15 protein-coding genes and 1 pseudogene are annotated in these 15,023 nt (G+C 68.3%); 1 reads left to right on the top strand and 15 read right to left on the bottom strand.

What is annotated here, in order from left to right; all coding sequences use genetic code 11:
- Window positions 1-68: 68 nt before the first annotated feature.
- The 9 genes and pseudogenes from ung to LIV37_RS45070 form a co-directional block, all read right to left on the bottom strand.
- Window positions 69-749, bottom strand: coding sequence for a uracil-DNA glycosylase (gene ung, locus LIV37_RS45110; RefSeq protein ID WP_020873752.1), 681 nt, complete (start codon window positions 747-749; stop codon window positions 69-71).
- Window positions 750-888: 139 nt separating this feature from the next.
- Window positions 889-1,650: an SDR family oxidoreductase gene (locus LIV37_RS45105; protein WP_020873751.1), complete on the bottom strand. Its 762-nt coding sequence runs from the start codon at window positions 1,648-1,650 to the stop codon at window positions 889-891.
- A gap of 18 nt (window positions 1,651-1,668) precedes the next feature.
- Complete coding sequence (fabG, locus tag LIV37_RS45100; RefSeq protein WP_020873750.1) at window positions 1,669-2,430, bottom strand: 3-oxoacyl-ACP reductase FabG; 762 nt, start codon at window positions 2,428-2,430, stop codon at window positions 1,669-1,671.
- Window positions 2,431-2,588: 158 nt separating this feature from the next.
- Window positions 2,589-2,984 carry a DUF3037 domain-containing protein gene (locus LIV37_RS45095; RefSeq protein WP_020873749.1) on the bottom strand — a complete coding sequence of 132 codons (396 nt, stop codon included), beginning with the start codon at window positions 2,982-2,984 and terminating at the stop codon, window positions 2,589-2,591.
- Entirely contained in the window at window positions 2,981-3,805 is an 825-nt protein-coding gene (locus LIV37_RS45090) for a HipA family kinase (protein ID WP_020873748.1), read from the bottom strand. Before LIV37_RS45090 ends, LIV37_RS45095 begins: the two co-directional genes overlap by 4 nt.
- Window positions 3,806-4,847: 1,042 nt before the next feature.
- Window positions 4,848-4,973, bottom strand: a pseudogene (locus tag LIV37_RS45085) (SDR family oxidoreductase); the annotation flags it as partial.
- Between the two features lie 54 nt (window positions 4,974-5,027).
- Window positions 5,028-5,867 (bottom strand): SDR family oxidoreductase, encoded by an 840-nt coding sequence (locus LIV37_RS45080; RefSeq protein ID WP_020873745.1) that lies wholly within the window; start codon window positions 5,865-5,867, stop codon window positions 5,028-5,030.
- 12 nt (window positions 5,868-5,879) lie between these two features.
- Entirely contained in the window at window positions 5,880-6,554 is a 675-nt protein-coding gene (gene npdG / locus LIV37_RS45075; protein WP_020873744.1) for an NADPH-dependent F420 reductase, read from the bottom strand.
- A gap of 59 nt (window positions 6,555-6,613) precedes the next feature.
- Window positions 6,614-7,576, bottom strand: a complete 963-nt coding sequence (locus LIV37_RS45070) for an alpha/beta hydrolase (RefSeq protein ID WP_020873743.1) — start codon at window positions 7,574-7,576, stop codon at window positions 6,614-6,616.
- 75 nt (window positions 7,577-7,651) lie between these two features.
- Here LIV37_RS45070 and LIV37_RS45065 point away from each other — a divergent pair, with 75 nt between their 5' ends.
- Window positions 7,652-9,154: an aldehyde dehydrogenase family protein gene (locus LIV37_RS45065; protein WP_202979698.1), complete on the top strand. Its 1,503-nt coding sequence runs from the start codon at window positions 7,652-7,654 to the stop codon at window positions 9,152-9,154.
- A gap of 27 nt (window positions 9,155-9,181) precedes the next feature.
- On the opposite strand, the gene LIV37_RS45060 is transcribed toward LIV37_RS45065, so the two are convergent.
- The 6 genes from LIV37_RS45060 to LIV37_RS45035 all read right to left on the bottom strand — a co-directional run bounded on the left by LIV37_RS45060 (window position 9,182) and on the right by LIV37_RS45035 (window position 14,765).
- Window positions 9,182-10,132, bottom strand: a complete 951-nt coding sequence (locus tag LIV37_RS45060; RefSeq protein WP_020873741.1) for a cyclase family protein — start codon at window positions 10,130-10,132, stop codon at window positions 9,182-9,184.
- A gap of 25 nt (window positions 10,133-10,157) precedes the next feature.
- Window positions 10,158-10,907: an SDR family NAD(P)-dependent oxidoreductase gene (locus tag LIV37_RS45055; RefSeq protein WP_020873740.1), complete on the bottom strand. Its 750-nt coding sequence runs from the start codon at window positions 10,905-10,907 to the stop codon at window positions 10,158-10,160.
- 66 nt (window positions 10,908-10,973) lie between these two features.
- Window positions 10,974-11,831 (bottom strand): TIGR03619 family F420-dependent LLM class oxidoreductase, encoded by an 858-nt coding sequence (locus tag LIV37_RS45050; protein WP_020873739.1) that lies wholly within the window; start codon window positions 11,829-11,831, stop codon window positions 10,974-10,976.
- Window positions 11,832-11,843: 12 nt separating this feature from the next.
- The gene (locus tag LIV37_RS51925; RefSeq protein ID WP_121826612.1) at window positions 11,844-12,296 is read right to left on the bottom strand and encodes a Zn-ribbon domain-containing OB-fold protein; all 453 of its coding nucleotides are present in this window, start codon (window positions 12,294-12,296) and stop codon (window positions 11,844-11,846) included.
- 79 nt (window positions 12,297-12,375) lie between these two features.
- Window positions 12,376-13,134, bottom strand: a complete 759-nt coding sequence (locus LIV37_RS45040; protein WP_121826764.1) for a glucose 1-dehydrogenase — start codon at window positions 13,132-13,134, stop codon at window positions 12,376-12,378.
- Window positions 13,135-13,220: 86 nt separating this feature from the next.
- Window positions 13,221-14,765 (bottom strand): MFS transporter, encoded by a 1,545-nt coding sequence (locus LIV37_RS45035; RefSeq protein WP_020873736.1) that lies wholly within the window; start codon window positions 14,763-14,765, stop codon window positions 13,221-13,223.
- Between the last annotated feature and the right edge of the window lie 258 nt (window positions 14,766-15,023).

Raw genomic sequence — 15,023 nt, 5'->3', positions numbered from 1 at the left:
CAGCCACGACGGCGCCGCAGTCGGCCGACGACCCATCGCGGCACTTCCAGCGGAGCGCTCAGCCCCGGTCAGGCGCCGAGGTCCGGGATCCGCCAGTCGATCGGGGTGTGGCCCTGGGCCTTGACCGCCTCGTCGATCTGGGTGAAGGGGCGCGACCCGAAGAACTTCTTCGCCGACAGCGGGGACGGGTGCGCCCCCTTCACCACCGCGTGCCGCGACGCGTCGATGAGCGGCAGCTTCTTCTGGGCGTAGTTCCCCCAGAGCACGAAGACGACCGGATCGGGGCGCGAGGCCACCGCGCGGATCACCGCGTCGGTGAACTTCTCCCACCCCTTGCTCTTGTGGGAGTTGGCCTCGCCGCCCCGGACCGTCAGCACCGCGTTGAGCAGCAGCACACCCTGCTCGGCCCAGGGCATCAGATAGCCGTTGTCGGGCACCGGGTGGCCGAGCTCCTCCTTCATCTCCTTGAAGATGTTCCGCAGCGACGGCGGGGTTTTGACGCCCGGCCGCACCGAGAAGCACAGACCGTGGCCCTGGCCCTCGCCGTGGTACGGGTCCTGCCCGAGGACGAGCACCTTCACCTGGTCGAACGGCGTGGCCTCCAGGGCGGCGAACACCTCCTCGCGCGGCGGGTACACCGGCCCGTTGGCCCGCTCCTCCTCGACGAACTCGGTGAGCTCCTTGAAATAGGGCTTCTCCAGCTCCTCGCCGAGGACCCCGCGCCAGGACTCGGGCAGCACATAGGGCACGTCTTCAACCTCCGGTCGGTGTTTCCGTCTTACGGACACAGAACCTACCGGCGGCCACTGACAACGCCTCACACGCGCCCGGGCCACCTCGGCGGCGCGGGGCCGGACCGGGACGGCGCGCGGCCGGACCGGGCGCCGGTCAGCCGAGCCCGGCGCCCAGGAGAATGCCACCGTCCACCACGAGCGTCTGGCCGGTGATCCACGCCGACTGGTCGGAGGTGAGGAACGCGGCCGCGCCCCCGATGTCCTCCGGCACGCCGAGCCGCTTCAGCGGATAGGCCGCCGCGGCCTCGTCCTCCCGCCCCTCGTACAGGGCGGTGGCGAACTTGGTCTTCACCACCGCCGGGGAGATGGCATTGACCCGCACCCGCGGGGCGAACTCCTGGGCGAGCTGCACCGTGAGGTTGATCATGGCGGCCTTGCTGACGCCGTACGCCGCGATGAACGGCGAGGACGACATCCCGGCGAGCGAGGCGATGTTGACGATCGTGCCGCCGTTCTCCTGCTGCCAGGCCTTCCAGGTCCGCTGGGCGAAGCCCAGTGCCGAGACGACATTGGTCTCGAAGACCTTACGGATCACATCGAGGTCGAGATCGGCGATGGGCGAGTAGACCGGGTTGGTGCCGGCGTTGTTCACCAGGTGGTCGACCCGTCCGAACGCCTCCATCGTCCGCTCGACGGCGGCCGCCTGGTGCGCCTGGTCATGGGCCTTCCCGGCGACGTAGATCGCGCGGTCGGCCCCGAGCCGCTCCACGGCCTCCTTGAGCGCGTCCTCGTTGCGCCCGGTGACGCACACCTTGTCGCCGCGGGCCACCATCGCCTCGGCAATGGCGTAGCCGATCCCCCGGCTCGCCCCGGTGATGAGGGCGGCCCTGCCGCTGTCCTGTATCTGCGCGGTCATGTGGTGCGTGACTCCTGATCAGTTGAGCGGGCCGCCGGCCACGTACATGACCTGGCCGGAGACGAAACCAGCCGCCTCGCCGGTGAAGAAGGCGATCGCGTTGGCGATGTCGGCGGGCTCCCCGACGCGCTGCACCGGGATCTGGCTCGCGGCCGCCTTCTGGAAGTCCTCGAAGCCCATGCCGACGCGCTCGGCCGTCGCGGCGGTCATGTCGGTGGCGATGAAGCCGGGCGCCACGGCGTTGGCGGTGACGCCGAACTTGCCGAGTTCGATGGCGAGGGTCTTGGTGAAGCCCTGCATGCCGGCCTTGGCCGCGGAGTAGTTGACCTGGCCGCGGTTGCCCAGCGCCGAACTGCTGGAGAGGTTGACGATCCGGCCGAAGCCCGCGTCCACCATGTGCTTCTGGCAGGCGCGCGACATCAGGAACGCGCCCCGCAGATGCACGTTCAGCACGGTGTCCCAGTCGGACTCGCTCATCTTGAACAGCAGATTGTCGCGGAGCACACCCGCGTTGTTGACGAGGATCGTCGGCGCGCCGAGCTCCTCGGCGACACGCGCGACGGCGGCCTCGACCTGCTCGGCGTCCGACACGTCGCAGCCCACGGCGATGGCCTTGCCGCCCGCCTCGGTGATCTTCTCCACGGTGGCCGCGCAGGCCCCCTCGTCGAGGTCGAGCACGGCGACGACCCGGCCCTCCTCGGCCAGGCGCACGGCGGTCGCCGCGCCGATGCCGCGGGCCGCGCCCGTCACGATGGCAACGCGCTGCTCTGTGGTGGACATGCGGGTTCTCCCTCGCATCGATGGCGGCTCACCTCCCGGCCCCGGGAGTGAGCAACCGCTTAGTCTCTCCTGCGCACGAGACGCTATGAGGCCCGCCACCGCCTGTCAACGACCGCCCGTATGTGCTCGCTCACCTCCGCGCGCTTTGAGCCGATGCGTCACCGCACCAGCAGCTCGAGCAGCCGCTCCACCTCCGCCTCCGCGTCCGCCGTCAGACCCGTGTGCACCGGCCCCGGCTGGACGACCGTGGAGCGCGGCGCCACCAGCCAGCGGAACCGCCGCCCCGCGTCCTCCCCGGCCGCCTGACCGGCCCGTTCTCCCCCGCCGCAGACACACTCCACCGCACGCAGCGCGGCCCGTACCGCGGGCACGTCCGCCGAGGGGTCCAGGGCGCGCAGCCGGTCCTCGTCCAGATGGATCCGGGCCGCCACGAAGGAGGTGGCGCGGCAGTAGACGACCACGCCCGCGTTGATCAGCTCACCGCGCTCGACCCGGGGGACGACCCGCAGCACGGCGTATTCGAAGACATCCCGGCCGTTGTGGAACCCGCTCACTGCGACGCCTTTCCGTCGACCCACACCCGCAGCCACTCGGGGGCCTTGGACGGCCCCTCACCGGCGCGCTCCCCGAGCGTGATCCTCGTCCCCACCGTGGCCGCCCGCTCCAGCAGCACCTCGACATAGGTGCGGCGCACCGCGTCCGGGCCGTCGAAGCCCGGCTCGTCGGTCAGCCATTCGTCGGGGACGTCCGCCACCACCTCGGTGAGCAGCTCCTCGGTGATCCGCGGCGCGAGGGCCCGGCCGGCCGCGGCGACGTCCGGCGCGAACGGCGCGAGGACGTGGTCGGAGGCGTCGTACGGCTTGGTGGCGGCCTTCTCCAGCCCGCGCCAGCCGTGGTGCCAGATCATCGTGGCGCCGTGGTCGATGAGCCACAGCCGCCCATGCCAGACCAGCATGTTGGGGTTGCGCCAGGAGCGGTCCACATTACCGACGAGCGCGTCGAACCACACGACCCGCCCGGCCTCCTCCGCGCCCACCTCGAAGGCGAGCGGGTCGAAGCCGAGCGACCCCGGGAGGTAGTCCATGCCGAGATTGAGCCCCCCACTGGCCTTGAGCAGCTCCTGAACCTCCTGGTCCGGCTCGCTCAGACCGATCACCGGGTCCAGCTGGATCCGCACCAGATCCGGCACCCGCAGCCCCAGCCGACGGCCCAGCTGACCACAGACAACCTCGGCGACGAGGGTCTTGCGGCCCTGCCCGGCGCCCGTGAACTTCATGACATAGGTGCCCAGATCGTCGGCCTCGACGATGCCCGGCAGCGACCCGCCCTCACGCAAGGGCGTGACATAGCGGATCGCGGTGACTTCGGTCAACATTTTCCCAGGCTATCCGACTTACTGACCTTGCAATCCGCGTTTGGGTCCAGGCACCCACAAGCCGGGGAATCCGCCCCGATAAGCCCTGGGGAGAATCTGGGGAGTTTCGGCCGGCATGCCGATCCCCCTGCCAGCGCAGGCTTCCACGTGTAGGTGTTCCACGTGTCCACGGCCACGGCACTGCCGAGTCGCGTAGCGAGCACGAGGGAGAACGTCCTTCGCGGTCCATCCGCCCCCGAACACTTCGCCCTGACGAAGTCCGCATCCCAGACCGAGTACGACGGTGATTCGGTGCCGGGGGCTGATCGCGTCACGGACTCGGAGCGCGGTCTCCAGCGACCATGCCTCTCGACGTTCCCGCGTTGCCTTGGGCCACCGCACAGACTTCGCGTGCATGGGGTGCCTGGCGAGCCGCTTGTCATCGACGGCCGCCTCCAGGATGCTGGACAACTCGGACAAGATGCCGCGCCGGTAGTCGACTGAGGAGACGGTGGCCTCCAACTTCGCCGTGTACGCGCGCAGCTCCGCCGCCATGATGTTCCTGAGCGGGAGTTGCGCCATGTGCCGGGGCACCAGGAGACGGGCGTAGCCGGCGACCATTCCCCACACCACAGCGGAGAAAATCCGGCTGGCATGGTCTCGGTCATGATGTTCACGAAACCGGCCAAGGCGAGCGCCAGCAGGGCCGCCCAGGGGAGCCGCTCACCGTCATCCGACGGCGATTGGCTTTCCCATGCGGGGAATCGTTCCATGTACGACAACGCGGTTTCCTGTGCCTCAGCGACCACAATGCGACCGGCAAAGTGCCGCGTGTTTCTCCACGTCTGAGCGATAACCGCGGGAGCCATACCGGTGATCGAAACCAGGAATATCAGGCGTGGAGAGACGCAATTTCGGTGAGGAGCTTCTCCGAGCTGCCGTACCCTGCGGGCGAACCCGGCGAAATCTGCCGAAGCCGCAACCCGGCCGGTCCGATGGGCCGCCCGCAGGCATGGCACTTCTTGCGACCACGTGCAGGCGTCGCCGCTGGGGGCCGTGTCCGTCAGCGGGCGACGTAGCCGCCGTCGACAGGAAGGGCGACGCCGATGACGAATCCGGCGCCGGGGCCGCACAGCCACAGGACGGCCTGAGCGATCTCTTCGGCGGTGCCGAGGCGGTTGATGGGCTGGTCGGCATCATGTCCTGCCCCGCCCACAGGCCGCCGCCCTGGACGGGTGGCCGGTCATCGGCCCAACCCCGTGATGCGTTCAACTCCCAGTCGGCGCAGGCGGTACGGTGCGAGCCGGGCGAGCAGGCTCGCCGCCACATCGTCCACGCCCAAGCGGGTCCGCAGCGGTGGCCGGGCCCGTTCGAGGACATCGCACATCCGCCGCGACGCCTTGTGACTCGGCCTGCTGTAGTGGGAGAGGCCGGCCAGACGTGGCAGTGCCCGCTCCGCGAGCAGCTCGTACGCGCTGTGCTCCGGCAACACGGGCACGGCGTGTGCGCCGAATGCCGTGTCGTGGTTTCCCGGCTGGAAGATCAGGACGTCCACACCGAGAGGCCGTAGTTCCAGTGACAGCGCCTCGCACCATCCTTCGAGCGCCCACTTGGCCGCCGCGTACACGGAGAACATCGGATGCGGAACGTTGACCGCGTTGCTGGAGATCACCGCGATCCGCCCTGATCCGTTGTGCCGCAGGGCCGGCAGGAGGCGGCGGGTGAGATCCATCGCGCCTATCAGGTTCGTTTCGAGAATGTGCCGGCATTGCTCGCCGGACAGGTCTTCGAAGAACCCTGTCGTGGTGTAGCCGGCGTTGTGCAGCACCGCGCTCAGGTTTCCGCCGGTGATCTCGAGAACCCGCTCGACCGCCTCGCCGCGCGAAGAGTCGGATGCCACATCGAGCGGCACGACCCGGATCGATTCGGTGGGTGCGCCCACCGCCTTGGCCAGCTCGTACAACCGATCCCGCTTGGCGGTGTCTCGCATCGAGGCGAGGACGAGCCACCCGCGCCGGGCGAGCATGACCGCGACCTCGCGGCCGAACCCGCTCGACGATCCCGTGATGAGAACCGACTTCATCGGACCTCCTGATCAGTGCTTGTCCAGACCGCTGAGGCGGAGGCCGGAGCGGACGCCGTAACGCTTGTTGACGCTGATCAGTACGGCGGTGAGCGGTTCCAGCTGCCGAGCCAGCCGGAGAGGGCCGACGTCGATGCCGTCACGGCCGCAGATCGCGCGTGCCAGGTCGATCGCCACGGCCTTGGCCTCGGTGTTGTCGCCGCACACCAGCACGTCCTCATGTTCCAGCTCTGCCGCCTCGTTCCAGAGGTTCACCGCCGACAGATGGTGGAAAGCGCCCACCAGCTGCGCGTCGGGAACCAAGCGCTGGGCTTCCTCCGCGGCGCTGCCATCCGCGACATCAAGACCGTGGGGGCCCCGTTTGTCGAAGCCGAGCGGGTTCACGCAGCTGATCATCACCTTGGCCGCGAGCTGGGCACGCAGCGACTCGACCAAGGCGGCGTGGCCGTCGAATGGGACGGCCAGTAGGACGATGTCCGCCGCATCGGCCGCGGTGGCGTTGTCCGCCCCGCTGACGTGGACGGCGTCGCCATCGAGCCGGACGGTGATCTCCTCTGCCGTCACCTGTGCGCGCTCGGTGTGTCGGGACCCGATGATGACGGTGTGGCCCGCTGTGGCAAAACGGTAGGCCAGGCCCTTGCCTTGCGGGCCGGTCCCGCCGATGACGGCGAGCTTGTATGTGGTCATGCTGATTTCCTTCCGTCGCGCGCCCGAGGCCGCTCGGCTACGCTCCATGTGTCGCGGATCTACCTGCGAGCCGAGGTCACACGGGTGTCGAGAACCGCCCTCACCTGCCGGACGGCGTCGTCGAACGCCTTGCGTGCGACCGGCAGGCGGGCACCGAAGCCGAAGAAGCCGTGGAAGGCTCCCGGATAGCATCGAAGGCTGACGGTGACGCCCGCGTCTCGCAATCGCCGGGCGTATGCCTCGTCCTCATCGCGCAGCACGTCGTACTGGGCGCTGACGATGTGAGCCGGCGGCAGGTTCGCCAAGTCGGGGGCCCGCATCGGGGTGGCGTACGGATTGAGGCGCACGGACTCATCCGCGTAGTTGTCCCAGAACCACCGTATGAGGTCCGCCGAAAGCGGATATCCCGAGCCGTTCTCCACGTACGAGTCCCGCCCGAAGTCGTGGTCGACCACTGGGTAGACCAACAGCTGGAAGGCGATCGGGGGACCGTTTCGGTCCCGGGCGAGAAGGGCCGCAGCGGCGGCCAGGTTTCCTCCGGAACTGTCACCCGCGACGATCAGTCGTGTGGGGTCGACCCGCAGATCGTCACCGTGTGCGGCGGTCCAGACGAGCGCCGCGTACATGTCCTCCAAGGGCGCTGGGAATCCGTGTTCCGGTGCCAACCTGTAGTCGACGGAGACGACGACGCAGCCGACACGGTTGCTGAGTTGCCGACAGATGCCATCGTGACCGTCCAGGTCGCCCAATACCCAGCCGCCGCCATGGCAGAAAAGCATGACGGGCGGAGGATCGGCCGACTCATCGAGCGGCCGGTAGACACGCACGGGTACTTCGTACCCGTGCGGACCGGGAATGGTCCGGTCTTCCACTGAGCCGACCGGCGTCGGGTTGGCCAGCGCCTCAGGTGGTGTGGCGGTGAGCAGCCTGGCCTCGGCGGGGTCAGTGATCTCCGTGCCGATGCGTGCCATGGTCTCGTCGATCCGGGCGACGATCGCCGTGGACGCCTCGTCGAGCGGCATTCCGGTCACCTTTCATCCGGGAATGGCATGACCGGAGGCTATGACTTGAGCAAGCACTTGTCTACACTCAAGCAAGTGCTTGGTTCGACAGAGGTGAGGGAGAAGACGTTGAAGGAGTTCCTGAACTACATCGGCGGCGAGCGTCGACCGTCTCGCTCAGGAGCCTGGCTGGACTCGGTCGACCCCTCCACAGGGCAGGTCTGGGCCCGGATTCCGGCGAGCACGGCTGGTGATGTGGACGACGCCGTGCGCGCGGCACAGCATGCGTTCGACAGCGGCGACTGGACGGATCTCCCGGCCGCGGAGAGGGCAGCGCGGCTGCGCGCTTGGGCTGATGCCATCGAGACGAACGCCGAATGGCTGTCCGAGGTGGAAACCCGCGACAACGGCCGCCCGCTGCGCGAGACCCGCTTCGCCCAACTTCCCGGTGCCGCCATGCAGGTCCGCTACATAGCCGGACTGGCCGAGAACATTCAAGGGTCCACCGTGGATGTTCGCCCCGGCGCGTTCGCCTACACCCGCTGGGAGCCCGTGGGGGTCACCGCGCTGATCATCCCGTGGAACGGGCCGCTTCCCGTCTTCTTCGCGAAGGTGGCCGCCTCCCTCGCCGCGGGCAATGCGATCGTGGTCAAACCCGCACAGCAGGCGACGGTGTCCATCCTCGAGGCGACTCGGCTGTTCGACGAACTCGACATCCCGCCAGGACTCGTGAACGTCGTCTCGGGACGCGGCTCCAAGGTGGGTGACGCGGTCACCGGACACCCCGGTATCGGCAAGATCAGCTTCACCGGCTCGACGGAGACCGGCCGGCGGGTCATGGAGCGCGCCACGGTGAACATCAAGAACCTGCTGCTCGAACTGGGCGGGAAGTCCCCCAACATCGTGTTCGCCGACGCGGACCTGGACGCCGCGGTCGCCGGTGTCTCGGCGGGCGTTTTCACACCCAATGCCGGTCAGGCGTGCGTGGCCGGCTCCCGGGTGCTCATCGAGGCCTCCGTCTACGACGACTTCGTCGAGCGGCTGGCCGCACACGCCAGGTCCATCGCGGTCGGCGACCCGATGGACCTGGCAACCGGCATGGGCCCGCTCGCCACCGAGAGCCAGTACGACACCGTCCGCTCCTATCTGCGGCTCGGGCAGGAGGAGGGTGCCCGGCTCGCTGTAGGAGGGCGCACGACGCAGGATCTCATCAAGGAGGGTTCACCGCTTCGTGGTGGTTTCTACGCGGAGCCGTCCCTGTTCACCACCGAGGACAACGGGCTGCGCATCAGCCAGGAAGAGATCTTCGGCCCGGTCGCCGTGGCGCTCCCGTTCGACGGCGAGGATCAGGCGGTGACTCTGGCGAACAACACGCCGTACGGTCTGGCCGCGGGCGTGTGGACCGAAGACGTCCGCCGCGCCCATCGGATGGCCAACCGGCTGCGGGCCGGCAATGTCTGGGTCAATACATACAAGGCCATGCACTGGGCGATGCCCTTCGGAGGGCAGAAGCAGAGCGGGAACGGTGGAACGGCCAATGGGGCGACGGCCCTGCACGAGTGGATGGATCTGAAATCCGTCTGGATGAACGTCGAGTGAAGGAAGGGGCCCGGCCGACCCGGCCGTTCAGAGCACTGCGACCGGGTTGACCGCGCTTCCCGTGCCCCCTTCGACGGCCAGGGGCGCGGCAAGGAAGAGGAAGTCGTGGCGTCCGGTGGCCGCCAGCTCCTCCAGCCAGACCATCTCGACGAGGTAGATCCCGAACTTCCACAGCAGCAGCAGGTGGAGGTCCTCGTCCGGCCCCGCGTCGAAGGTGCCGTCCATGGCCAATGCGCCGATCCCGGCGTTGTCGCAGGCCACGGCGGTGATGTCGTGACGGGCGAGCCAGAGGCCGCCGTCATGTGTCAGACCCGGCTGACCCGCTTGGTAGCGCGCCCGATCGGTGTCGTAGACGGTCGGCCATCCTGTGCGTACGACGGCCACATCGCCCGGACGCATCTCGATGTCCTGGGCCTGGGCGGTGGCCCGCAGCAGATCGGCGCCGATGCGCACGGATTCATCCAGGTGGGGTACGCCGAGGTGCCCTGCCACATCGAACAGAACCCCGCGCGCCACGATCGGGCCGGCCTTCTCGATGCCGCATCGGGTGGCTCCGTACGAGCGCACCCGGTTGGCGGGATGCCCGTTGTACAGGGTGTCGCCGCGCCACATGTGGGACAGCGCGTCGATATGGGTGGTGGTTCCGTGGTGGGAGAGGATGAGCGCGTCATCGGCCACGCCGATCTCACCATGCATTCGCCGGGCACCCGCGCAGTAGTCGGCTCCGTCGACCGACATGAAGTGCTGGGGAAGCGGACGGCCCGGCAGATGCGGGACCGTCTGCGGAGCGCGGCTCGATGTCGCTCCGCGGATCGGCAGACTGAGGCTGAGCACTCGCCCTTCACGGACCGTGCCCGCCGCCGTGCGGACGGCCTCCGGGGTCAGGAGGTTGGCGGCACCCCGCTCGTCTCCGTCCCCCCAGCGTCCCCAGTTGTCCGCCCGCGTTCCGGCGCCGTTGGCGGTGGTGTGCTCCGTCATGAATTGCCTCTCTGCCGAGGAGGCGTCAGACCATGGTGACGCCGCCGCTGACGCTGATCGTCTGCCCTGTGGTGTAGGCGGCCGCTTCCGTGGCCAGATGCGCCACCAAGTGCGCCACTTCCTCCGTCTGACCCGCCCGGCGCATCGGGACGACACGCAGGAGGGACTCGACCATCCCCGGCTGAGCACTTCTGACCTGTTGAAGCATGGGGGTGTCGATGAGCCCCGGGCACACCACGTTGCTGGTGACCCCATTACGGGCAGCTTCCCTCGCCAGTGTCTTGGCCAGGCCGAACAGGCCTGCCTTGCACGCCGCGTAGACGCTCTCGCCGCCGGCCCCGGCCCGTGCCCCGTCCGTCGAAATGTAGATCAGCCGCCCCCATCCGCGCTCGGCCATGCCGGGCAGCAGCAGACGGCTCAGCAGCATGGGGGCGCGAAGGTTGATGCGCCACATGCGGTCCCAGGTGTCCGGGTCGCTCTCCGTGAAACGCTGGACACTGCTCACGCCCGCGTTGTTGACCAGGATGTCCACGCCGCCGAACCGGCTGGTCACGGCGTCGCCGAGGGCGGCGACATCCAGCTGGTCGTCAAGATCGACGTGGAGGGCCACGGCATCCGGCAGGGCACGGGCGGTCCGTTCCGCCGCCGCGATGTCGATGTCCGCCACGAGAACACGCGCTCCGCGCTCGGCGATGGTCCGGCAGATGGCGGCACCGATGCCACCGGCGCCGCCGGTGACCAGCGCGGTCCTGCCGTCCAGCCTGACTCCGTCCATACGCTCTCCTCCGCCTCACCGGCCTGGGCCCCGGACCTGTCGTGGTATTCGGTGCCACGCGACCATTCAGCCGGCCGCCGGGGTGACGCCGTACTCCCGCGCGAACTGCCGCAGTTCCTCGATCGCCGTACTCGTACGGGTGTAGGGGCGAACCACGACGCGGTCCGCGCCGAGCGCTTCCCACTCCCGGACCTCCTCGGGCCCGGCCATGTCGAACGCGCTCACCGTCACCTCGAAGGTGTCCCGGCCGCGCCCCTCGGCACGAAGGATCTCTTCGAGTAGATCGAGCTGAGGCTTGACCGTCTCCAGGGTGCCCGGCATGCCCACCCAGCCCTCGCACAACCGCACGGCGCGCCGCAGTGCCGCCTTGGATGTGCCTCCGGCGATGACCGGTGGATGCGGCTCGCACACCGGCTTGGGTTCGAAGTACACCCCGGAGAAGTCGTAGAACTCACCGTGGTGTGTGACCACCCGCTCGGTCCACAGTCTCTTGGCCACCGTGATGGCTTCGTCGAGCCGACGGCCTCGGCTGGCGAAGTCGAGTTGTACCGCGTCCCATTCGGACTCCATCCAGCCTGACCCCACACCGACGATGGCACGGCCGTCGGAGACGGCGTCGAGGGTGGAGAAGGCGCGGGCACCGATGAACGGGTGACGGAGACCGAAGAGGTAGACGTAGGTCGCCAGCTTGATGTTCCGGGTCTCCTGGGCTATCGCGCAGAGCATGGCGGGTGCGTCGAAGAGCTGTGCCTCGGGCAGGACCGGCGGCTTCTCGCCACCGGGATACTGCGACCGCGCCATGTCCTCGGTGAAGACCAGGTGCTCGGGGACCCACACCGATTCGAAGCCGAGTTTGTCCGCCTCGATCGCGAAGTCCCGCCACACGGCGGGGTGCAGCAGTCCGACCGTGACACCGAATCGCATGGGTTCTCCCGATTACCTGAGGGTGTTGTCGTGGCCACTGTCATCTGTGAACGGCCGGAAGGCGGGCAGGGGGCCGAACCCGTCCAGTTCCTCGAAGCACAGCTCGACCGGCATTCCAATGCGCAACTCCCCGGGCTCGCATCCGAGCACGTTGCCAAAGGCCCGCAGATCTGGCTGCTCGACCAGTTCGATCCAGGCGATGACATAAGGAGTACGGTCGGCGAATCCCGGAGCGAAAGTGCGATGCACCACGCTGAAGGTATGCACCAGGCCGCGGCCGGACACCTCCTCATACGAAAGCTCCGCGCCTCCGCATGACGGGCACTCGGGCCGTGGGAAGTGCACGTAGCGGCGGCAGGATGCGCAACGCTGTATCCGCAGTCGGCGGGCTCGTATGCCTTCCCAGTACGGAGCGGTCAGCGGCGAGGCCACCGGAGCCACTCGTGCGCTCACCCTGTCCTCCATTCAACAGCCGCTATTTGAGCAATCGCTTGGTCACATTAATCCCGCACGCCACCCTCGTCAATGACCTGGCATCTGGCGCTCAGAACAGCGGACCCGCGAGCATGCCGCCGTCCGCGATGAACTCCGACCCGGTGCTGTAGGAGGATTCGTCGGAGGTGAGGAAGAGGACCATGTTCGCCACCTCTTCCGGGCGGCCGATCCGGCCCATCGGCAGTTTCGCATTCGGATCCCCCGAGGGGTCCGCGAGGTCGATGTCGACCGCCTGGTCGTTCATGGGCGTGTCCACGCCGCCCGGGTGGACTGAGTTGACCCGGATGCCCAGCGGACCCAGTTCGATGGCGGCGACCTTGGTCATGCCCCGCACCGCGAACTTGCTCGCGGCGTAGGCGATGGTGCCCGTCACACCCGCGAGGCCGGCGGTCGAGGAGATGTTGACGATCGTCCCACCCCCGGCCGTCCGCATCGCGGGGATCACGGCTTGCATGCCCAGAAACGTTCCCACCTGGTTCACCTGGACCACTCGCTGATAGCCGTCCAGCGGGAAGTCCTGCAGAGCACCGAAACGAGCGATACCCGCGTTGTTCACCAGGGCGTCCAGTTTCCCGAAATTGCGCACGGCCATGTCCACCGCCGCGGACCAGTGCTCCGGATTCGTCACGTCGAGGTGCGTGTAGTGCGCGGCGGCACCGAGGTCGTCCGCGACCTTCCGGCCCTCCTCGTCGAGGACGTCCCCGATGAGCACCGATGCTCCTTCCGCCACGAAGCGCCGGGCCTCCGCCTCGCCCTGGCCTCGGGCACCACCTGAGATCAGCGCCACCCGTCCGTCAAGCCGTGCCATCATTCGTTCCTCTCCATGTCTGCTTTCATGAACTCGAGAGGGGCGTCCGGGACACCCCTGGCCGCGCCGTCACCGACGGGATACACCTAGGTCGCGGATGGCGCCGGTGGCGCCGTTCCCGCGGGCGCCGCACGCTCCGGGTCGGCGTCCGGAGCGGCTCCGCCGGTCGCCGGCGCCCGGCCATGTCGCATCGAGACGGCCGCCACCACGGAGCCCGCCCCGACGAGGGCGGCCGCGAAGCAGGCGTACCGGAAGCCGTCCGTCTGATAGATCACGACACCGGTGGCCGGGTCGTTCACAAGAACATGCCGGGCCAGGATCGCCCCGAGCGCCGCGGTGGCGGCCGAGGCGGCGGATCCCGCGACCACTCCCTGCATCCCCGCCGCGATGCCCTGTTCCTTCGCGTGGACGGCCTCCACCATCAGATTGGGAATGGCCGCGTAGTACATTCCGAATCCCACGCCCGTGACCGCCGCGACGAGTTGCAGTTCCCACAGGGTCGTACCCGCGTAGCCGAGCGACAGGATGCCCACGGTCAGCGCCGAGCAGCCCGCTATCGCGACGACCCTTCCACCGCAACGCCGCGCCAGTCGCCCTCCGACGACCCCGAAGATCACGGCCATGCCGCCCTGGAAGACGGTGATCTCCACTCCGAGCCGGAAGGCGGACAGGCCGAGGCCGTGATCGTTTCCCGGGTGTGGCGGACTCTGCTGCATCAAGGGATTGAGGAAGGAGTACGCGGCAAGAGGGAACTGCCCGAGCAGCGCGACTAGGAGTGTCGTCGCGACCGAGCGCCGGGTGAGCAGGCCGAGGTGCATCAGAGGTTCCGTGACCCGTCGTTGCACCTGGAAGAAAACGCCCATTACCAGGACTCCGCCGGCGAGAGAGGCCAGTGTCCGTCCCGAACTCCATCCCCACTCCTCCCCCTTGCTCACCGCGAGCAGAATCAGCGCGACGGACGTGAACAGGGTGATCGCACCGCCGAGATCCAGGCGCTGGGGGGCGCGGACCGGCGACTCGGGCACGACGGCCAGCAGGACCGCGCCGACGACGATGACATAGACGAGCAGGAACCAGAAGATGCTCCTGACCCCGGCCCAGTCGATCAGAGCGCCACCGAGCAGCGGGCCGAGGACGCCGGAAGCGCCGACACCCGACGCGAGCATGCCGAGCCCAATCGGCACGAGCCGGCGAGGCATGATGTCGCGGACCAGACCGTAGCTGACCGCGCTGATCGGGATGGCCGCACCTTGGAGCACCCGCCCGAGCAACAGCACTCCGAAGGAGGATGTGGTCGCGCACAGCAGTGTCCCGATCGCGAAAGCTCCCAGCATCCACGCGATGACGAGCCTCTTGCCGTACATGTCGGACAGCTTTCCGACCGTGGCCGTGACCGAGGCTCCGACCAGGCTGGCGATTGTCAGTACCCAGCCGATGTCGGGGGTCTTGTACAGGGCGGCGAGCTCGGTGAGCGCCGGGTAGACGAAGGTGAACTCGAAGGCGATCATCTCGCCGATCAGAACGAGGACGATGAGCACGAAGACGCAGAAAGCCGTGGAACGGTGTTCCAGGCGACCTGCGTCGAGTTCGTCCGGCACGCCGTACGGCGCCGCGGAGCGATGTCCGTCCATGGATTCTCCTCCAGACGCGGGGTGAGACCCGCGCAGTACAACCAAACGGCCACGCAGCGAACAAGCAATCGCTTGGTTTGGGTGCGGACATTTAACGTCCGCCGTGTGACGGAGTCAACACTTCGCGCATCACGGCGCACGAAGCGGCCGATCGCCGCACCGGATGACATCTCCACGTCCTTGCAGCGCGATTCGAGCGGCAGTAGCTTCGAACGAAGCAAATGCTTGGTTGGTATCGAAGCTAGCGAGATGGCGAGG

It is taken from the genome of Streptomyces rapamycinicus NRRL 5491 (assembly GCF_024298965.1).
GTDB lineage: Bacteria > Actinomycetota > Actinomycetes > Streptomycetales > Streptomycetaceae > Streptomyces > Streptomyces rapamycinicus.
This window is presented reverse-complemented; position numbering and strand designations above follow the sequence as displayed.